The organism is Pseudomonas sp. HS6 (assembly GCF_023375815.1).
Taxonomy (GTDB): domain Bacteria; phylum Pseudomonadota; class Gammaproteobacteria; order Pseudomonadales; family Pseudomonadaceae; genus Aquipseudomonas.
This window is the reverse complement of record NZ_CP067412.1, coordinates 2,330,333-2,349,310: the sequence shown is the minus strand read 5'-3', so window position 1 is coordinate 2,349,310 and position 18,978 is coordinate 2,330,333. Positions and strand designations below refer to the sequence as shown.

Below are 18,978 nucleotides of genomic sequence, written 5' to 3'. Positions count from 1 at the left end.
CATTTCTAACTATTAATCTTATGAATGCCCTCACATGCAAGCATGTGTTGGCGGGCTGCGTCTTACAGAAATGACCGCAAAGTCGCATTTCAACCCGTATTTAGGGCGATTGACAATTGTCGGAAATTCCGTGAAGGTGGCGTACCCAAATCAAACGGGCGTATGAATTGAGCGTTTGTATTGCAGACTGCTCCTACAGAATCCCGACTATCGCGTTGGCGGGTGTGCCGGGTGGATTGGTGTCAGCATTGACGAAAAAGCGTCCTGCCGAGCCATTCGCCTGCGTCCGACGTGTACTGTTCAGCTTCCATATCGTGGAGATCAGTTGATGATTTACGAAGGTAAAGCCATCACGGTTAAAGCTCTTGAAAGTGGCATCGTCGAATTGAAATTCGACCTCAAGGGTGAGTCCGTCAACAAGTTCAACCGTCTTACCCTGAACGAACTGCGTCAGGCCGTAGACACCATCAAGGCAGATGCTTCGATCAAGGGCGTGATCGTCAGCAGTGGCAAGGACGTGTTCATCGTCGGCGCCGACATCACCGAATTTGTCGACAACTTCAAGCTGCCGGATGCCGAGCTGGTTGCTGGCAATCTCGAAGCCAACAAGATCTTCAGCGATTTCGAAGACCTCAACGTTCCGACTGTCGCCGCGATCAACGGCATTGCCCTGGGTGGCGGTCTGGAAATGTGCCTGGCCGCGGACTACCGCGTCATGTCCACCAAGGCCAAGATCGGTCTGCCAGAAGTCAAACTGGGCATCTACCCAGGCTTCGGCGGTACCGTGCGTCTGCCGCGCCTGATCGGTGCCGACAACGCCATTGAGTGGATTGCCGCCGGCAAGGAAAACCGTCCTGAAGAGGCGCTGAAAGTCGGCGCCGTCGATGCCGTGGTTGCTCCCGAGAAGCTGCAGGATGCTGCCCTTGAGCTGATCAAGCGCGCCATCTCCGGCGAGTTCGACTACAAGGCCAAGCGCCAGCCGAAGCTGGAAAAGCTCAAGCTGAACGCCATTGAGCAAATGATGGCTTTCGAAACCGCCAAAGGTTTCGTGGCGGGCCAGGCGGGTCCTAACTACCCGGCCCCGGTCGAAGCGATCAAGACCATCCAGAAAGCCGCGAACTTCGGTCGTGACAAAGCACTGGAAGTCGAAGCCGCAGGTTTCGTGAAACTGGCCAAGACCTCTGCCGCGCAGAGCTTGATCGGTCTGTTCCTGAACGATCAGGAACTGAAGAAAAAGGCCAAGGCCTACGATGAAATCGCCAAGGACGTGAAGCAGGCTGCCGTACTGGGCGCAGGCATCATGGGTGGCGGTATCGCCTATCAGTCGGCCTCCAAAGGTACGCCGATCCTGATGAAGGACATCAACGAGCACGGTATCGAGCAAGGTCTGGCGGAAGCCGCCAAGCTGCTGGTCGGTCGCGTTGATAAAGGCCGCATGACCGCCGCGAAAATGGCTGAAGTGCTCAACGGCATTCGTCCTACGCTGTCCTACGGCGATTTCGGTCACGTCGACCTGGTCGTTGAAGCCGTGGTCGAGAACCCGAAAGTCAAGCAAGCCGTTCTGGCGGAAGTCGAAGACAAGGTCAAAGAGGACACCATCCTCGCGTCCAACACCTCGACCATTTCCATCAGCCTGCTGGCCAAGGCCCTCAAGCGTCCGGAAAACTTCGTCGGCATGCACTTCTTCAACCCGGTGCACATGATGCCGCTGGTGGAAGTGATCCGTGGCGAGAAGTCCAGCGAGCTGGCTGTTGCCACCACCGTTGCCTACGCCAAGAAAATGGGCAAGAACCCGATCGTCGTCAACGACTGCCCGGGCTTCCTGGTCAACCGCGTACTGTTCCCGTACTTCGGCGGTTTCGCCAAGCTGGTCAGCGCCGGTGTGGACTTCGTCCGTATCGACAAGATCATGGAAAAATTCGGCTGGCCAATGGGCCCGGCGTACCTGATGGACGTGGTCGGCATCGACACTGGCCACCACGGTCGTGACGTGATGGCTGAGGGATTCCCGGATCGCATGAAGGACGATCGTCGTTCGGCCATCGACGTGCTTTACGAAGCCAAACGTCTGGGTCAGAAGAACGGCAAGGGCTTCTATGCCTACGAGGCCGACAAGAAAGGCAAGCAGAAGAAAGTCGCCGACCCGTCGGTACTGGAAGTGCTCAAGCCGATCGTCTACGAGCAGCGTGAAGTCACTGACGAAGACATCATCAACTGGATGATGATCCCGCTGTGCCTGGAAACCGTGCGTTGCCTGGAAGACGGCATCGTCGAAACCGCTGCCGAAGCCGACATGGGTCTGGTCTACGGTATTGGTTTCCCTCCATTCCGTGGCGGTGCGCTGCGTTACATCGATTCGATCGGTGTTGCCGAGTTTGTTGCCCTGGCCGACCAGTACGCTGATTTGGGCGCGCTCTACCACCCGACCGCGAAGCTGCGTGAAATGGCCAAAACCGGCCAACGGTTCTTCGGTTAAGCGTCCCAACTTTTGAGCGAGAGTGAAATTTTATGAGCTTGAATCCAAGAGACGTCGTGATTGTCGACTTCGGTCGTACTCCGATGGGCCGCTCCAAGGGCGGCATGCACCGCAACACCCGCGCCGAAGACATGTCGGCGCACCTGATCAGCAAGCTGCTGGAGCGCAACGCGAAGGTCGATCCTGCTGAAGTCGAGGACGTGATCTGGGGCTGTGTGAACCAGACCCTGGAGCAGGGCTGGAACATCGCACGCATGGCGTCGCTGATGACCCAGATCCCGCACACCTCGGCCGGCCAGACCGTCAGCCGTCTGTGTGGCTCTTCGATGAGCGCGCTGCACACCGCTGCGCAAGCGATCATGACCGGTAACGGTGACGTGTTCGTGGTTGGCGGCGTCGAGCATATGGGCCACGTGAGCATGATGCACGGTGTCGATCCGAACCCGCACATGTCCCTGTACGCGGCGAAAGCCTCGGGCATGATGGGCCTGACCGCTGAAATGCTGGGCAAAATGCACGGTATCACTCGCGAACAGCAGGACGCCTTTGGCGTGCGTTCCCACCAGTTGGCCCACAAGGCAACCGTGGAAGGTAAGTTCAAGGACGAAATCATCCCGATGCAAGGCTACGACGAGAACGGTTTCCTGAAACTGTTCGACTACGACGAAACCATTCGTCCGGAAACCACCCTGGAAAGCCTGGCGGCTCTGAAGCCAGCGTTTAATCCAAAGGGCGGCACCGTGACTGCCGGTACTTCGTCGCAGATCACCGATGGTGCTTCGTGCATGATCGTGATGTCGGCACAGCGTGCACAGGACCTGGGCATTCAGCCGCTGGCCGTGATTCGTTCGATGGCGGTGGCAGGTGTGGATCCTGCGATCATGGGCTATGGTCCGGTACCGGCTACTCAGAAAGCACTGAAGCGTGCCGGCCTGGGTATCAACGATATCGACTTCTTCGAGCTCAACGAAGCGTTCGCCGCACAGGCTCTGCCAGTGCTGAAAGACCTGAAAGTGCTCGACAAGATGAATGAGAAGGTTAACCTGCACGGCGGCGCGATCGCCCTGGGTCACCCGTTCGGTTGCTCCGGTGCCCGTATTTCCGGCACCTTGCTGAACGTGATGAAGCAGAATGGCGGCACCTTCGGGGTGGCCACCATGTGCATTGGCCTCGGCCAAGGCATCTCCACCGTCTTCGAACGCGTTTAAGCGTCTCGTCGATGGAAGCCGGGGCCAAGTGCCCCGGTTTTTGTTTTTGTGGATTTATTTTTGTATTTATTTTGAAAAAATTTGAGTGAGGGCCGAAGCGTGCCGATACAACCTGGGCTCTACCAACATTACAAAGGTCCGCAGTACCGTGTATTCAGTGTTGCGCGGCATTCCGAGACCGAAGAAGAAGTGGTCTTTTACCAAGCCCTGTATGGCGATTACGGCTTTTGGGTACGTCCCTTGAGCATGTTTCTCGAGTCCGTCGAAGTTGACGGCGAGCAGGTCCCGCGCTTTGCTTTGGTGCAAGCCGAACCAAGCCTTTTTTCGAAGCCATAAGGCGAGTGCGCGCAAAACCCTGCGCTTGACCTCACCTTGTAGCCACTATATATAGCGGTGCCGCGTCAGGCGCCAACCGCCTTTCACTTCTAGAATTCAGGAATTTTCTGATCCATGGGCAAATCGCTGGTCATTGTGGAATCCCCGGCTAAGGCCAAGACCATCAACAAGTATCTGGGCAACCAATACGTGGTGAAGTCGAGTATCGGCCATATCCGAGACCTGCCCACCAGCGGTTCGGCTAGCGCCAGCAAGGAGCCTGCCGCCAAGCGCGGCAAGGCCGCCGCGGGCGAAGGGCCAGTGCTCTCGCCGAAGGAAAAGGCACGTAAACAGCTCGTTTCGCGCATGGGTGTCGATCCCGATCATGGCTGGAAGGCCAAGTACGAGATCCTTCCGGGCAAGGAAAAGGTCATCGAAGAGCTGCGCCGGCTCGCCAAGGATGCTGACACCATCTATCTCGCAACCGACTTGGATCGCGAGGGGGAAGCCATTGCCTGGCACCTGCGCGAAGCCATCGGTGGTGACGACAGCCGCTACAAGCGCGTGGTGTTCAACGAAATCACCAAGAAAGCGATTCAGGAAGCCTTCTCGGAGCCGGGCGAGCTCGATATCGATCGAGTGAACGCCCAGCAGGCCCGTCGTTTCCTCGACCGCGTCGTGGGTTACATGGTTTCGCCGCTGCTGTGGGCAAAGATCGCTCGCGGCTTGTCCGCCGGTCGTGTGCAATCGGTTGCCGTGAAACTGGTGGTCGAGCGTGAGCGCGAGATTCGCGCGTTCAATCCGGAAGAATACTGGGAAGTGCATGCCGATCTCGGCACCACCAAAGGTTCGACCGTGCGTTTCGAAGTGGCGCGTGAGAAGGGCGAAGCTTTCAAGCCGCTTAACGAAGCTCAGGCCATGGCTGCGCTGGAGAAGCTGAAATCCTCCAGCTACAGCATCGTCAAGCGCGAAGACAAACCGACCAGCAGCAAGCCGTCGGCACCGTTCATCACTTCCACGCTGCAACAGGCCGCGAGCAACCGCCTGGGCTTCGGCGTGAAGAAAACCATGATGATGGCCCAGCGTCTGTATGAAGCTGGCTACATCACTTATATGCGTACCGACTCGACCAACCTCTCGGCGGATGCCGTGACGATGGCGCGCGATTACATCGAAACCGAATTCGGCAAGAAGTACCTGCCGGAGTCGCCGAACGTCTATAGCAGCAAGGAAGGCGCACAAGAGGCTCACGAAGCGATTCGTCCTTCTGACGCCAACACCACGCCGAGCAAGCTCGCGGGTATGGAGCGCGATGCTGAGCGCCTCTACGAGCTGATCTGGCGCCAGTTCCTGGCTTGCCAGATGCTGCCGGCGCAATATCTGTCGACCACTGTCAGTGTGGCCGCTGGCGACTTCGAGCTGCGTGCCAAGGGCCGCATCCTGAAGTTCGACGGTTACACCCGCGTTCTACCGCAAATCGCCAAGCCTGGCGACGACGATGTCCTGCCGGACATGGCGCAGGGCGACGTGATGAAGCTGATCAAACTTGATCCGACCCAGCATTTCACCAAGCCGCCGGCCCGTTATTCGGAAGCCAGTCTGGTGAAGGAAATGGAAAAGCGCGGTATTGGCCGTCCTTCGACCTATGCGGCGATCATTTCGACCATTCAGGATCGCGGTTACGTGACCCTGCATAACCGTCGTTTCTATTCGGAAAAGATGGGCGATATCGTCACCGAGCGTCTGTCGGAGAGTTTCTCGAACCTCATGGACTACGGCTTCACCGCCGGCATGGAAGAGAACCTCGATGACGTGGCCCAGGGTGAGCGCGACTGGAAAAACGTGCTGGACGAGTTCTACGGTGACTTCAAAAAGAAACTTGAAGTAGCCGAGAATCCGGAAGCCGGCATGCGCGCCAACCAGCCGGTAATGACCGACATTCCGTGCACCACTTGCGGCCGTCCGATGCAGATTCGTACTGCTTCGACCGGCGTATTCCTCGGTTGCTCGGGTTACAGCCTGCCGCCGAAAGAGCGCTGCAAGGCCACCGTCAACCTGGTGCCGGGCGATGAAATCGCTGCGGACGACGAAGGTGAATCGGAATCCCTGGTACTGCGCGGCAAGCACCGCTGCCCGATCTGCAGCACGGCGATGGACGCTTACCTGCTCGACGAGAAGCGCAAGCTGCACATCTGCGGTAACAACCCGGATTGCGACGGCTACGAAATCGAAGAGGGCAGCTACCGCATCAAGGGCTACGAAGGTCCGAGCCTGGAATGCGACAAGTGCGGCAGCGAGATGCAGCTCAAGACTGGCCGTTTCGGCAAGTTCTTCGGTTGCACCAACGCAACCTGCAAGAACACCCGCAAGCTGCTGAAGAGCGGTGATGCGGCGCCGCCGAAGATGGACCCGGTGAAAATGCCTGAGCTGAAATGCGAAAAGGTCAACGATACCTACATCCTGCGTGACGGTGCGTCCGGTCTGTTTCTGGCGGCCAGTCAGTTCCCGAAAAACCGCGAGACCCGTGCTCCACTGGTGATCGAGATTCTGCCGCACAAGGACGAGATCGATCCGAAGTACCACTTCCTGTGCGAAGCGCCGCAGAAGGATCCAGATGGTCTGCCCGCCGTGATCCGCTACAGTCGCAAGACCAAGGAGCAATACGTCCAGACCGAAGTCGACGGCAAGCCGACAGGCTGGAAGGCGTTCTTCGACGGTGGCAAGTGGACAGTTGAAGACAAGCGTCCGGCAAAAGCCAAGGCTTGAGCAAACGCTGATCTGAAGTTGCCCTGATCGGGTGGCTTCAACACAAAAGGCCGCATGACAACCTTCGGGTTTTCATGCGGCCTTTTTGTTTAAAGCTTGCGGTCGGATCGGCTGATCCATGACACTGTCCGGCCTGTGTGAAGCAATTATTTCGTTGTGGAGAGTGCTTATATGGCCCACGAACTCTATACCCGTACCAATCAGAAGATCTATTTCGCGGGTTTGTCGCTGGAAGCGCTGGCCAGGGCCGAAGAGGGGCGGGCGATGAATTCGCTGGCGTTGATTCAGGCAGGGCGCGAATCGGCGCTGTTTCAGCTCTATGGCGCATTGCTGGGGCTGTGCCACGAAATTGCCGGATTCTACAGGCTGCCACAGGCCAATGCACCGCGGGCGGAGACGCTGTTGACGCGCGAAGTGCTGGAGTCGATTGCCATTCCGGAGTTGGCCGAGATGGTTGAGTTGGCGGGTAATCCGGAAACCTGGCTGGCTAAATTGCTGGCCGCGCATTCGGCGCTGTTTCAGCCACCACGTGTGCCACACAAGCCAAAGGGTGATGTGACCCAGCCGCTGATTCAGGCAGTTAATCTGGACGAAGAGCCGGCACCCGACGAGTTGAGTCGTGAGGAATTGGAGAGCTGGCGGCAGAACCTGAAGGGTCTGGCTATCCGTTTCCGTGAAGGTTTGAACGAGTGCTGATGGCTTCTTGGCTGGTGGCGACGAGATGCATGCTGCTGGTCAAGATCCTGAGCGAATCCCGAACGATCTCTATATAATCCCTGCCTTTCGTGGAGAACAGACCTATATGCCAACGTCCTTTCTAGAAATTGTCGAGCTACCAGACGGCCGAATTGAACTACGCAGGGCCGAGGACGAGGGTTCTCTGGTAACTCTGGATTTCTCCGAGGATGCCAAGGCATTTCTGCAGGGCCAACACGTTGAAATTGCCAAGGCGATGCTGAGCGTCGGCGTGCAAATGGCCGGTCGAATGGTTGAAGGCGATTTTGATAAGGAAGAGGGGCCGCGAGTTCTTCATTGAGCACCGCCCGTCGATTATCGCTTCGGTTCGGCTTCTCTATCCCTTGAGAAGCCCCGCGCTCCAGATGGCGCGCATCTAGTCAGCCCAGTCGAATATTCAGGCTTTGAGCGTCCCCGGTGCGGGCGGCGCTGATCAGTTGTTGGCGTGAGCCTGAGTTAAGTGGGTTCAACCATGTCACCACTGTATGGCTACGACCCAGGCGCAGGGCTTCGCAAGCCAATTGCTGGGCGCTCTGTGTGCCGCGCGGTTGCAACAGCAGGATGCGTTCTCGATTCAGTCCGGCATCCCGCAGCCAGGCTTGGGTCAGGCTGGCGGGCGGCGCAATCAGTGTCAGCCAGCGTGCGTCCTGGTCATCACTCAATTCGCGAAGAATCGGTGCCAGCAGGTTCAGGCAGTTCCCGGCCGCGCCGCGCAGCGACAACTCACTGAACGCTTCGGGTTCGACATTCCATGGTCGCTCGGCTACATCCTTGAGGATGGGGGCCAATGGTTGCGCCAGAAATGCCTCGAACAACGGCAGTTGTGTTTGCTGAGGTACGTGTGGGAACTGCATAAAGCCTCCTTTAACGGCGGATTACGCCGACACTCAAGCCTTCAATCACCAGTTCCTGATCTTTCAGGTTGACTTCGATAGGGGCGAACTCGGGGTTTTCGGCGATCAGCCAGACCTTGCTGCCATCGCGCTTGAAGCGTTTGACAGTCACTTCGTCACCGATCCGGGCAACTACGATCTGACCGTTGCGTGCTTCCCGGGTCGTATGAACGGCCAGCAGGTCACCGTCGAAAATGCCGATGTCCTTCATGCTCATCCCGTGGACGCGCAAAAGATAATCGGCGCGAGGGTGGAAGAAGGCCGGGTTAATGTTGCAGGACTCTTCGATGTGCTGTTGGGCGAGAATCGGTGCGCCGGCGGCCACTCGGCCGATGATCGGCAGTGTGGATTCGTCGACCTTGGCTTCGAAACCAGGGATTCGAATACCGCGAGAGGCTCCCGGAGTCATCTCGATTGCACCTTTGCGGGCGAGCGCCTTGAGATGCTCTTCGGCAGCGTTGGGGGATTTGAAACCCAGTTCCTGAGCGATTTCCGCACGGGTCGGCGGGTAGCCGTTGTCTTCGAGGCAGCGTTTGATAAAGGCCAGAATCTCGGCTTGGCGTGGCGTCAGCTTAAGCATATTGATCGCTCTGTCTTTTTATACAGTGACTGGGATTATATACAGTGAAGCGGTCTTGGCAATGGCCGTTTTTTGGCAGGCCGCCAGACGGTCAGTGACGGCGCCGATTAATGTGGCGTCCTTGTTGTGGTTAAATATCTGACCGACCATTCCCAAAACGAACTCGCAGGCTTGACAAGGCATAGGCTGAAACGTATGTTTCAAACAAGTGTTTGTCAGGCGGAGTAGCCATGGCCCAGTCGGAAACCGTTGAACGCATTCTTGATGCTGCAGAACAGCTGTTCGCGGAAAAAGGTTTCGCTGAAACCTCATTGCGTCTGATCACCAGCAAGGCAGGGGTCAACCTCGCTGCGGTGAATTATCACTTCGGCTCGAAGAAGGCGCTGATCCAGGCGGTTTTCTCGCGCTTCCTCGGCCCGTTCTGCATCAGCCTCGACAAAGAGCTGGAGCGCCGCCAGGCCAAACCAGAGAACAAGCCTTCGCTTGAAGAGCTGCTGGAAATTCTCGTCGAGCAGGCATTGGTGGTGCAGCCACGCAGCGGCAACGATCTATCGATCTTCATGCGCTTGCTCGGTCTTGCGTTCAGCCAGAGCCAGGGCCACTTGCGTCGATATCTGGAGGACATGTACGGCAAGGTATTCCGTCGCTATATGTTGCTGGTCAACGAAGCCGCCCCGCGCATTCCTCCTATCGAACTGTTCTGGCGTGTGCACTTCATGCTTGGCGCCGCGGCGTTCAGCATGTCGGGTATCAAGGCGTTGCGCGCGATTGCCGAGACCGATTTCGGCGTCAACACCTCTATCGAGCAGGTGATGCGCCTGATGGTGCCGTTTCTGGCGGCCGGCATGCGAGCCGAAACCGGCGTCACCGATACCGCGATGGCCACCGCGCAGCTGCGACCTCGCAGCAAATCAGCGCCGGCGCCTGCCAAGGTTTAACCGTCCATGGGTGGGCGCGGCAGCTGACATCCGCTAAGCTAGCCGCCCATGCCGACTCTCGTTCTGAACCCGTTTCTCACTGAAATCACCGACCCGCCGGGCAATGCCCCTGGTGGTGGTTTCGTGGGCAACGGGTTTTTCGTTTTCAAGGAATTTCTATGACTGCTGGCCTGCAAGGCTCGTTGATGGTGGACGTCGCCGGTACCTGGCTGACGGCCGAAGATCGCCAATTGTTGCGTCAGTCCGAAGTGGGCGGCCTGATCATTTTTGCCCGCAATATCGAGCATCCGCGCCAGGTGCGCGAGCTGAGCGCGGCGATCCGTGCCATTCGTCCGGACCTGCTGCTGGCGGTGGATCAGGAGGGCGGTCGTGTCCAGCGCCTGCGTCAGGGCTTCGTGCGCTTGCCGGCCATGCGTGCCATCGCTGACAATCCGAACGCCGAGTACCTGGCCGAGCAATGCGGCTGGATCATGGCCACTGAAGTGCTGGCTGTCGGGCTCGACCTGAGCTTCGCGCCGGTGTTGGATCTGGATTACCAGCGCAGTGCTGTCGTCGGCACCCGCTCATTCGAAGGCGATCCGGAGCGCGCCGCGCTACTCGCCGGAGCGTTCATCAAAGGCATGAACAGCGCCGGCATGGCTGCCACCGGCAAGCACTTCCCCGGCCACGGCTGGGCGGAAGCCGACTCTCACGTCGCGATCCCCAACGACGAGCGCAGTCTTGAAGAGATCCGCGCCAACGACCTGGTGCCGTTCGCCAAACTGAGCAAGCAATTGGCTGCCGTCATGCCGGCCCACGTGATTTATCCGCAAGTCGATGCACAGCCGGCCGGTTTCTCCCGACGCTGGTTGCAAGACATCCTGCGCGGCGAGTTGCAGTTCGACGGCGTGATCTTCAGTGATGACCTGTCAATGGCCGGCGCGCATGTGGTAGGTGATGCGGCCAGTCGTATTGAGGCGGCACTCAGCGCCGGTTGCGACATGGGCCTGGTGTGCAACGATCGCGCTGCTGCCGAACTGGCCCTGAGCGCCGCGCAACGCATGAAGGTCAAGCCGTCGCCGCGCATCGCGCGCATGCGCGGTCAGGCGTTCGCCAACACCGAATACCGTCAGGATCCGCGCTGGCTGACCGCTGTCGGCGCGCTCAAAGACGCTCAACTGATCGATTAAGGATTTTTCGCTATGACGGTTTACGCAATCATCGGTGGCACCGGCCTGACCCAGCTGGAAGGCCTGAGCATTCGTCAGTCGCTGGCGGTGGATACGCCTTATGGTGCGCCATCGGCCGACGTCCAGATTGGCGAATACGCCGGCAAGGAAGTGCTGTTCCTCGCTCGTCACGGCCATCCGCATCGCTTCCCGCCGCACCAGGTCAACTACCGCGCCAACCTGTGGGCGTTGAAGCAGGCCGGGGCCGAAGCGATCATTGCGGTCAACGCTGTGGGCGGGATTCATCCTGCAATGGGCACCGGACATTTCTGCGTGCCGCATCAGATTGTGGACTACACCAGCGGTCGCGAGCACACCTATTTCGCCGATGATCTGGAACATGTCACACACATCGATTTCAGCTTTCCCTACAGCGAGCCACTGCGTCAGCAACTGATTGCTGCGCTGGCCGCCGAAGGTTGTGAGTACAGCGATCAAGGCGTTTACGCTTGCACTCAGGGTCCGCGACTGGAAACCGTGGCAGAGATCGTGCGCCTGGAGCGTGACGGCTGCGACATCGTCGGCATGACCGGCATGCCGGAAGCGGCACTGGCTCGCGAGCTGGATCTGGATTACGCCTGTCTGTCACTGGTGGTGAACCCGGCGGCGGGCAAGACCACGGCGGTGATCACCATGGCCGAAATCGAGCAGGCGTTGCATGACGGCATGGGCAAAGTGAAATCGACGTTGGCGCGCGTACTCAAGGGCTGAGTCTGGCTCAAAACCGAGTCGAGCCATTCGCGGGCAAGCCCGCTCCCACAGGTTTAGCGCTATCTCTGTGGGAGCGGGCTTGCCCGCGAATCGATCTGGTAGACGAAAAAGAATTCAGCGCTTGTCGAGCTTGTCCGGCAACGGCGCAAACAGTGCCTCGATATCATCACTCTGCAACTTCCAGTCCCCAGCCTTGCGCCCATCCAGCACACCGGCCGCCAGGTCGGACTTTTCCTTTTGAAGATGCTGAATCTTCTCCTCGACCGTCCCCCGGGCAATCATCTTGTAGACGAATACCGGCTTCTCCTGACCAATGCGATACGCACGGTCGGTTGCCTGATTCTCGGTCGCCGGGTTCCACCACGGATCGTAGTGAATCACGGTGTCCGCTTCCGTCAGGTTCAGACCAACGCCACCAGCCTTAAGACTGATAAGAAAGATCTGACGCTTGCCGCTCTGGAATTCCTTCACAGGCGTGCGCCGATCCCGAGTCTGTCCCGTCAGCAACGCATAGGCGACGTTGCGTTTTTTCAGTTCATCCTCGATCAGTGACAGCATCGAAGTGAACTGCGAAAACAGCAGGATTCGCCGTCCTTCCTCAAACAACTCCTCGAGCATTTCCATCAGGCTGTCGAGCTTGCCCGAGGTGCTGCCGCGAGCGGGCAGGGTGGCGTCGCTGACCAGGCGCAAGTCGCAGCAAACCTGACGCAGCTTGAGCAACGCTTCGAGAATGATGATCTGACTGCGCGCCACGCCTTTGCGGGTGATCTCGTCGCGAACCTTCTTGTCCATGGCCAGGCGCATGGTTTCGTACACATCGCGCTGGGCCTCGTTGAGGTCGACCCAGTGGATGATCTCGGTTTTCGGCGGCAGCTCGGTCGCGACCTGTTCCTTGGTGCGGCGCAGCAGAAACGGTTTGATCCGACCGTTGAGGTGTTGAAGTCTGACTTCGCTGGCGCGTTTTTCGATCGGCACGCGGTAATCGGCATTGAAACTTTTAACGTCGCCGAGCCAGCCGGGCAGCAGAAAGTGAAACAGCGACCACAGCTCGCCCAGGTGGTTTTCCAGCGGCGTACCGCTGAGGCATAGGCGTTGGCGGGCGTTCAGTTCGCGGGCAGCCTGCGCCGCTTTGCTGTTCGGGTTCTTGATGTATTGCGCTTCATCCAGCACCAATACATGCAGAGGCTGCTTTGCCAGGCGTTCGACATCCTTGGGCAGCAGCGCATAGGTCGTGAGGATCAGGTCGTAATCGGCCAGATTTTCGAAGTGCTTTTTACGACTGGCGCCGTACAAGGCAACCACTTTGAGCTGTGGCGTGAAGTGTGCCGCTTCGTCCAGCCAATTAGGAATCAGACTGGTGGGCATCACCACCATGCAGGGGCGATCCAGTCGCCCGGCATTTTTCTCGCTGAGAATGTGCGCCAGAGTCTGTAGGGTTTTGCCCAGGCCCATGTCGTCCGCGAGAATTCCACCAACCTCAAGTTGCCGCAACGACTGCATCCAGCTCAAGCCTTCGAGCTGATAAGGCCGCAGTGTCGCGTTCAGTCCTTCCGGCGCCTCGGCGCTGTAGTCGCGGATATCGCGCAGGCGTTGGGCGAAGCTGCGGATCTGCTCGCCACCCTCCCACAGCAGTGGGATGCCTTCCAGCGAGTTGAGGCGGATGGCGTCAGCCTTGCTCAGGCGCAGGGTGGTTTCGCCCGGCTCTTGCAGATAGAACTCGCCCAGCGTTGCCAGCACCGGTTTCAACCGGCCAAGGGGCAGGGCGACTTGTAAAGGGCCGTGCTCGCTGTTGCGCTGCGGAATGTTCACCAGAATCAGCTCGTCGTCCCGTCGCCGGGCAAGGCGTTCGGGGTTGAGGATTTCCGCGTGCGAGCGCATCAGGTTGAGCAGGATCGGCAGCAGGCTGAGGCGTTCGCCATTGACGATGATGCCCAGCTCAAGATCGAACCAGTCCCGTTCCGGGACCTGCTCGACCGTGGCATACCAGTCATCGACGGCTGTCAGGTCGAAGCCAAATTCATCGTCGACCAACAGCTCCCAACCTTGAGTGCGCAGCTTCGGCAGGTCGTTCAGGGTAAACGTCAGCCAGGCGCTGTCATTGACCATTTCATAGAGTTCGCCGGCGCTTTCCGGCAGAGCCTTGCTCTGTCGGGTGGCGATGCGAAAGCCGAGAATCCGCAATTGCTCGCGGTAGCTTTGCTCGACATCCGGATGGCGTTTGACCCGCAGGGTCTGGGCTTCCTGGCGAATCAGGATGTCGCTGTTTTTCTGGCCGCTGACGTATTCGTCGAGGTAGCTGAAAGACAGCGCCGCACGATGCTGGATGTAGCGCTGCATTTTGCCGTTACGCGGTTCGAACGCACTGAACTCGACGCTGGCCAGCCACAGGCGCGGCACCGGTTGCACGTTGTCCACCAGTACTTGCGGCGGCGCCTTGGGGCTGCGGTTCTCGAGGACTGCCTGGAGTTTTTCCAGCAGTTCGGCGTCTTTGGCGGCAGCCGGATATTCGAGGGTTTCCTGCACCTGCAGCAAAACCGCCGCACAGTGTTTGCAGTTGCTGTGGACCGGGCAGGTGCACGTGGCGTCGACCATCAGCAGTGTGCCTTTGGCCGACTCGCGCAGATGAATCGTCTGACGATAAATGTTACCGCCAGAGCCTTCGCAACTGGCGGTAATGGTCGCATCGCCGACCTGCACGATCCGCACCCGGTTTTCCAGCGCGTAGCGGCGGCCACGCTCCAGGCTTTGTTCCTTGAATCGGCTGACCCAGGAGGAGGCCAGCGGTTTACTCAGAGGCGGGGACATAAGGACTTCAATCAGTCCGGTACGACTTCAGGCGCTTCCCGAGGCGCAGGCGCCGTCAGTGAAGTGATCTTGATCAGCAGGGCCAGGTGGCCGTTGTCCAGGTAGTTGAGCTGGCCGTTTTTGGTGTGGCTTTCCTGTTTCAGGCGTTCGCTGGCGGTGACCATGCCATTGGCGTCGATCTGGTTGACCCAGAAGTCGGCGTTCACGTCGGTGAAGCGCCCGAGCTTCATTTCGATCGTGCCCTCGATAGGGAACTGGCCGAACTGCTCCTGACCTTCGCTGACCGCGACCTTCGCCGGCGTCTCGCCCAGTGTCTGTTGCCAGGCTTTGTGCATCAGCACGCTGTACTCGCCGCTGGCGGTGAGTTTGGTGGCAACGTCGTTCAGCGCTGTGGTGCGCTTGCTGTCATCGCCCAGGCGTTGAGCGCCAGCGGCCCAGTCTTCCGGTGCGGCGCGGCTGATAATCGCCGGCACCGCGTTCTGGCGTACCAGAATCATTTCGACCTGATACAGGTCGTCGGCAAACACCGAGGGTGCTACCAGAGTCAGTAGCAAAGACAGAGAGCGAACCAGGCGCATGCGGCGTCCTTCAAGCAGTTTTCGGGATGAGGCGCTCGAACAGCGCCTCCACAGTATTAAAGCGCTCTTCCGGGCGCTCCATTGGCACCTGGAACTTGAACATCGTGGCGCCTTCGAATTTGTAGCGTTTTGGCTGACTCTGGATCAGTTTGATCAGGGTCATCGGGTCGACAGGCGTCTGCGCCGCGAACTCGATGCGTCCGCCTTGCGGGCCGCCATCGACTTTCTTGATGCCCAGCTGTTCGGCCTGCAATTTCAATGCGGTGATGCGCACCAGATTTTTGGTCGGTTCCGGCAGCAGGCCGAAGCGATCGATCATCTCCACTTGCAGATCTTTCAGGCCTTCCTCGTCGGTGGCCGACGCGATGCGTTTGTAGAGGATCAAGCGTGCATGCACGTCCGGCAGATAATCTTCCGGAATCAGCGCCGGCACTCGCAGGTTGACTTCCGGGCCGCCGCCGAGCGGTTGGTCGAGGTTCGGCTGCTCGCCTTTGCGGATCGACTTCACCGCGCGTTCGAGCATTTCCATGTACAGCGTGAAGCCAACCGCCTGAATCTGCCCGCTCTGCCCGTCGCCCAGCAGTTCGCCGGCGCCACGGATTTCCAGGTCGTTGGTGGCCAATACGAAGCCAGCGCCCAGATCCTGAGTATTGGCAATCGCCTCCAGACGTTTTTCCGCATCGCCGGTGATCTGTTGGCGTGGCGGAGTCAGCAGGTAGGCGTAGGCCTGGTGGTGACTGCGACCAACACGGCCGCGCAACTGGTGCAGCTGCGCCAGGCCGAATTTGTCGGCGCGCTCGATGATGATGGTGTTGGCGCTCGGCACGTCGATGCCGGTCTCGATGATGGTCGAGGCGATCAGCACGTTGAAGCGCTTGTGGTAGAAGTCGCTCATCACCTGCTCGAGTTCGCGTTCGCGCATCTGCCCGTGGCCGATGCCAATCCGCGCTTCCGGCACCAGTTCCGCCAGTTCGGCGGCGCATTTCTCGATGGTCTTCACATCGTTGTGCAGGTAATAGACCTGACCGCCGCGCAGCAGCTCACGCAGCAAGGCCTCTTTGACTGTGCTCTTGTTCTGCTCCATGACGAAGGTGCGCACCGACAGGCGTCGCGCCGGCGGCGTGGCGATGATCGACAGGTCGCGCATGCCCGACACCGCCATGTTCAGCGTGCGCGGAATCGGCGTGGCAGTCAGCGTGAGGATATCGACTTCGCTGCGCAGGGCCTTGAGCTGTTCCTTCTGACGGACACCGAAGCGGTGCTCTTCGTCGATGATCACCAGCCCGAGATTTTTGATCTTGACGTCGTCTTGCAGCAACTTGTGTGTGCCGATGACGATGTCGATGTTGCCTTCGGCCAGTTGGGCCACCGCCGCGTTCACTTCCTTGGCCGATTTGAAACGGCTCATCACTTCCACGGTCACCGGCCAGTCGGCGAAGCGGTCGCGGAAGCTGTTGTAGTGCTGCTGGGCGAGCAGGGTGGTCGGCACCAGAATCGCCACTTGCTTGCCACCATGCACCGCGATGAACGCGGCGCGCATGGCCACTTCGGTCTTGCCGAAACCCACGTCGCCGCAGACCAGCCGATCCATCGGCTTCGGCGCGAGCATGTCTTCGCGCACGGCTTCGATGGTGGATTGCTGGTCCGGGGTTTCTTCGAACGGGAAGCCGGCGCTGAAAGTCGCGTAATCGGCCTTCGGATCGGCAAACGCGTAACCTTCGCGGGCGGCGCGACGGGCATAGATGTCGAGCAATTCAGCAGCAACGTCACGCACTTGCTCCGCGGCTTTGCGTTTGGCCTTCTGCCAGGTCTCGGAGCCGAGGCGGTGCAGCGGGGCCAGTGCGTCGTCGCTGCCGGTGTAACGAGCGATCAGGTGCAGGTTGGCCACCGGCACGTAGAGTTTGGCGTTCTCGGCGTATTCCAGAGTCAGGAACTCGGCGGCCTGATTGTCGATTTCCAGAATCGTCAGGCCCAGATAGCGGCCGACACCGTGGTCGATGTGCACCACAGGCGCGCCTTCGCGCAACTCGGTGAGGTTCTTGATTACCGCGTCGTTGTTGGCGTCTGCGCGTTTTTCGCGACGGCGACGCTGCATCACGCGTTGGCCGAACAGCGGGCTTTCCGCGACCAGTGCCAGCGCCGGGTCATCCAGCATCAGGCCTTCGTCGAGCGGGGCGATGGTGATCGCCAGGCGATCTTTGCTCGCGACGAAGTCCGGCCAGCTGTCGACGGTTTTCGGCCGCAGCTTCAGGCGCTCCAGCAATTCCAGCAGCACTTCGCGACGGCCGGCGGATTCGGCGGTGAACAGCACGCGCCCCGGGAATTCGTCGAGGAACGCGGAAAGCGCGGCCAGCGGTTGCGTGGCCTTGGCTTCGATCGCCAGATTCGGCAAGGCCTGCGCCGGGAAGCGTTCGCGGCCTGCACCAGTTTCCACGTCCTGTTGGCTGGCGACCACTCGCGGCCAGTTCTTCAGGCGGGCGAAGCAGTCTTCCACCGGCAGGAACAGTTCGGCCGGCGGCAATAAAGGACGCGATGGGTCGACGCGGCGCTCTTCATACCGGTTGCGCACGTCGTTCCAGAAGTTTTCCGCCGCTTGCTCGATGCCCGGCAGCGAGAACACCTGGGTGTCCTGGGGCAGGTAGTCGAACAGGGTTGAGGTCTCTTCGAAGAACAACGGCAGGTAGTACTCGATACCGGCCGGCGTAATGCCGCTGCTCAGATCCTGGAAGATCGGGCAGCGGCGGAAGTCGACGTCGAAACGCTCGCGAAAACGCGCCTTGAAGCGGGTCACCGCGTCTTTCTGTAGCGGGAACTCCTTGGCCGGCAGCAGCTTGACCGAATCGACCTTGTCGATGGAGCGCTGGTTTTCCGGGTCGAAGGTGCGCAGGGTTTCGATTTCGTCGTCGAACAGGTCGATGCGATACGGCAGTTTGCTGCCCATCGGGAACAGGTCGATCAGTGCACCGCGTACGGTGAACTCGCCGTGTTCGTAAACCGTGTCGACGTATCGATAGCCGCTGGCTTCAAGCCGCGAGCGCATTTGCTCGACGTCGAGCTTCTGGCCGACATCCAGCACCAGGCTGCTGCCGAGCAGGAATTTGGTCGGCGCCAGACGATGCAGGGCCGTGGTGATCGGCACCACCAGCACGCCATGTTCCAGCTCCGGCAGTCTATAAAGGCTGGCGATGCGCTGGGAGATGATGTCCTGGTGCGGCGAGAACAGGTCGTAGGGCAGGGTTTCCCAGTCCGGGAAATGCAGCACCGGCAAATCCGGGGCGAAGAAGCTCAGCTCCTGCTCCAGCCGTTCGGCACTCTGGCTGTCGGCGGTCAGTAGCAACGTGAAGCGCTTGGCAGCGCTGGCAGCCTCGGCAATCGCCAGGCTCAGGGCAGCACCGGGCAGATTGCCCCAATGCTGTTTTCCTGCCGCAGCAGGGAGAAGCGGTAGACGCAGAACAGGCACGGAAGGTTGAGCTCCAGGCGTTGCGACAAAGTCGGTAATTGTAGCGGCGTCCGGTGCCGCCTGTCAGTTGCAGACTGCGTCTATCTGCGCTGTTTCAGCGAAATGTAGTGGTAACCATAAAAACCAGCACTTTTTTAGCGATTATGTAGTGCCGAAAGTGGCTGGTGTTACGGAGGGTTACAGACATCGTCTAACACTCGTCGAAAAAATGACTGCGCTGAAAGCCCCGGTTTTACTGGGCTCGCGGAGAGCGTTATTTTTTTGGACGGAATTTTGTTACCGTTTGCGCGACAAGCGCGCATTGC

14 protein-coding genes are annotated in these 18,978 nt (G+C 59.3%); 9 read left to right on the top strand and 5 right to left on the bottom strand.

The window, feature by feature from the left end; all coding sequences use genetic code 11:
* The first annotated feature begins 328 nt into the window (after positions 1 to 328).
* The 6 genes from fadB to JJN09_RS10805 all read left to right on the top strand — a co-directional run bounded on the left by fadB (position 329) and on the right by JJN09_RS10805 (position 7,801).
* A complete protein-coding gene (gene fadB / locus JJN09_RS10830) occupies positions 329 to 2,476 on the top strand; it encodes a fatty acid oxidation complex subunit alpha FadB (protein WP_249490115.1) in 2,148 nt (715 codons plus the stop codon).
* 32 nt (positions 2,477 to 2,508) lie between these two features.
* Positions 2,509 to 3,684: an acetyl-CoA C-acyltransferase FadA gene (fadA, locus tag JJN09_RS10825; protein WP_249490114.1), complete on the top strand. Its 1,176-nt coding sequence runs from the start codon at positions 2,509 to 2,511 to the stop codon at positions 3,682 to 3,684.
* A gap of 99 nt (positions 3,685 to 3,783) precedes the next feature.
* Positions 3,784 to 4,020, top strand: coding sequence for a DUF1653 domain-containing protein (locus JJN09_RS10820; protein WP_007953059.1), 237 nt, complete (start codon positions 3,784 to 3,786; stop codon positions 4,018 to 4,020).
* A 114-nt stretch (positions 4,021 to 4,134) separates the two neighbouring features.
* The gene (topA, locus tag JJN09_RS10815; protein WP_249490113.1) at positions 4,135 to 6,765 is read left to right on the top strand and encodes a type I DNA topoisomerase; all 2,631 of its coding nucleotides are present in this window, start codon (positions 4,135 to 4,137) and stop codon (positions 6,763 to 6,765) included.
* A gap of 171 nt (positions 6,766 to 6,936) precedes the next feature.
* Positions 6,937 to 7,461 (top strand): DUF6586 family protein, encoded by a 525-nt coding sequence (locus JJN09_RS10810; protein ID WP_249490112.1) that lies wholly within the window; start codon positions 6,937 to 6,939, stop codon positions 7,459 to 7,461.
* Between the two features lie 106 nt (positions 7,462 to 7,567).
* Positions 7,568 to 7,801, top strand: a complete 234-nt coding sequence (locus JJN09_RS10805) for a hypothetical protein (RefSeq protein ID WP_249490791.1) — start codon at positions 7,568 to 7,570, stop codon at positions 7,799 to 7,801.
* A 79-nt stretch (positions 7,802 to 7,880) separates the two neighbouring features.
* On the opposite strand, the gene sulA is transcribed toward JJN09_RS10805, so the two are convergent.
* Both sulA and lexA read right to left on the bottom strand, forming a co-directional pair.
* Positions 7,881 to 8,354 (bottom strand): SOS-induced cell division inhibitor SulA, encoded by a 474-nt coding sequence (sulA, locus tag JJN09_RS10800; protein ID WP_249490111.1) that lies wholly within the window; start codon positions 8,352 to 8,354, stop codon positions 7,881 to 7,883.
* Between the two features lie 10 nt (positions 8,355 to 8,364).
* Complete coding sequence (lexA, locus tag JJN09_RS10795) at positions 8,365 to 8,973, bottom strand: transcriptional repressor LexA (protein WP_007953044.1); 609 nt, start codon at positions 8,971 to 8,973, stop codon at positions 8,365 to 8,367.
* Positions 8,974 to 9,203: 230 nt separating this feature from the next.
* On the opposite strand from lexA, the gene JJN09_RS10790 reads away from it, so the two are divergent.
* The 3 genes from JJN09_RS10790 (at position 9,204) to JJN09_RS10780 (ending at position 11,830) form a co-directional block, all read left to right on the top strand.
* Complete coding sequence (locus JJN09_RS10790) at positions 9,204 to 9,911, top strand: TetR/AcrR family transcriptional regulator (protein WP_007953037.1); 708 nt, start codon at positions 9,204 to 9,206, stop codon at positions 9,909 to 9,911.
* Positions 9,912 to 10,069: 158 nt separating this feature from the next.
* Positions 10,070 to 11,080 carry a beta-N-acetylhexosaminidase gene (gene nagZ / locus JJN09_RS10785; protein ID WP_249490110.1) on the top strand — a complete coding sequence of 337 codons (1,011 nt, stop codon included), beginning with the start codon at positions 10,070 to 10,072 and terminating at the stop codon, positions 11,078 to 11,080.
* A gap of 12 nt (positions 11,081 to 11,092) precedes the next feature.
* Complete coding sequence (locus JJN09_RS10780) at positions 11,093 to 11,830, top strand: S-methyl-5'-thioinosine phosphorylase (protein ID WP_249490109.1); 738 nt, start codon at positions 11,093 to 11,095, stop codon at positions 11,828 to 11,830.
* A gap of 114 nt (positions 11,831 to 11,944) precedes the next feature.
* On the opposite strand, the gene JJN09_RS10775 is transcribed toward JJN09_RS10780, so the two are convergent.
* Genes JJN09_RS10775 through mfd form a run of 3 tightly spaced genes read right to left on the bottom strand, consistent with a single transcriptional unit; the run spans position 11,945 to position 18,673 of the window.
* Positions 11,945 to 14,635 (bottom strand): DEAD/DEAH box helicase, encoded by a 2,691-nt coding sequence (locus tag JJN09_RS10775; RefSeq protein ID WP_249490108.1) that lies wholly within the window; start codon positions 14,633 to 14,635, stop codon positions 11,945 to 11,947.
* An 11-nt stretch (positions 14,636 to 14,646) separates the two neighbouring features.
* Positions 14,647 to 15,213 (bottom strand): CsiV family protein, encoded by a 567-nt coding sequence (locus JJN09_RS10770; RefSeq protein WP_249490107.1) that lies wholly within the window; start codon positions 15,211 to 15,213, stop codon positions 14,647 to 14,649.
* A 10-nt stretch (positions 15,214 to 15,223) separates the two neighbouring features.
* The gene (mfd, locus tag JJN09_RS10765; RefSeq protein ID WP_249490106.1) at positions 15,224 to 18,673 is read right to left on the bottom strand and encodes a transcription-repair coupling factor; all 3,450 of its coding nucleotides are present in this window, start codon (positions 18,671 to 18,673) and stop codon (positions 15,224 to 15,226) included.
* Between the last annotated feature and the right edge of the window lie 305 nt (positions 18,674 to 18,978).

What these genes read in the sequence shown, in the direction of transcription:
- fadB (WP_249490115.1), top strand. Translation starts at nt 329, where the DNA reads ATGATTTACGAAGGTAAAGCCATCACGGTTAAAGCTCTTGAAAGTGGC.
- fadA (WP_249490114.1), top strand. Translation starts at nt 2,509, where the DNA reads ATGAGCTTGAATCCAAGAGACGTCGTGATTGTCGACTTCGGTCGTACT.
- topA (WP_249490113.1), top strand. Translation starts at nt 4,135, where the DNA reads ATGGGCAAATCGCTGGTCATTGTGGAATCCCCGGCTAAGGCCAAGACC.
- JJN09_RS10810 (WP_249490112.1), top strand. Translation starts at nt 6,937, where the DNA reads ATGGCCCACGAACTCTATACCCGTACCAATCAGAAGATCTATTTCGCG.
- JJN09_RS10805 (WP_249490791.1), top strand. Translation starts at nt 7,568, where the DNA reads ATGCCAACGTCCTTTCTAGAAATTGTCGAGCTACCAGACGGCCGAATT.
- sulA (WP_249490111.1), bottom strand. Translation starts at nt 8,354, where the DNA reads ATGCAGTTCCCACACGTACCTCAGCAAACACAACTGCCGTTGTTCGAG.
- lexA (WP_007953044.1), bottom strand. Translation starts at nt 8,973, where the DNA reads ATGCTTAAGCTGACGCCACGCCAAGCCGAGATTCTGGCCTTTATCAAA.
- JJN09_RS10790 (WP_007953037.1), top strand. Translation starts at nt 9,204, where the DNA reads ATGGCCCAGTCGGAAACCGTTGAACGCATTCTTGATGCTGCAGAACAG.
- nagZ (WP_249490110.1), top strand. Translation starts at nt 10,070, where the DNA reads ATGACTGCTGGCCTGCAAGGCTCGTTGATGGTGGACGTCGCCGGTACC.
- JJN09_RS10780 (WP_249490109.1), top strand. Translation starts at nt 11,093, where the DNA reads ATGACGGTTTACGCAATCATCGGTGGCACCGGCCTGACCCAGCTGGAA.
- JJN09_RS10775 (WP_249490108.1), bottom strand. Translation starts at nt 14,635, where the DNA reads ATGTCCCCGCCTCTGAGTAAACCGCTGGCCTCCTCCTGGGTCAGCCGA.
- JJN09_RS10770 (WP_249490107.1), bottom strand. Translation starts at nt 15,213, where the DNA reads ATGCGCCTGGTTCGCTCTCTGTCTTTGCTACTGACTCTGGTAGCACCC.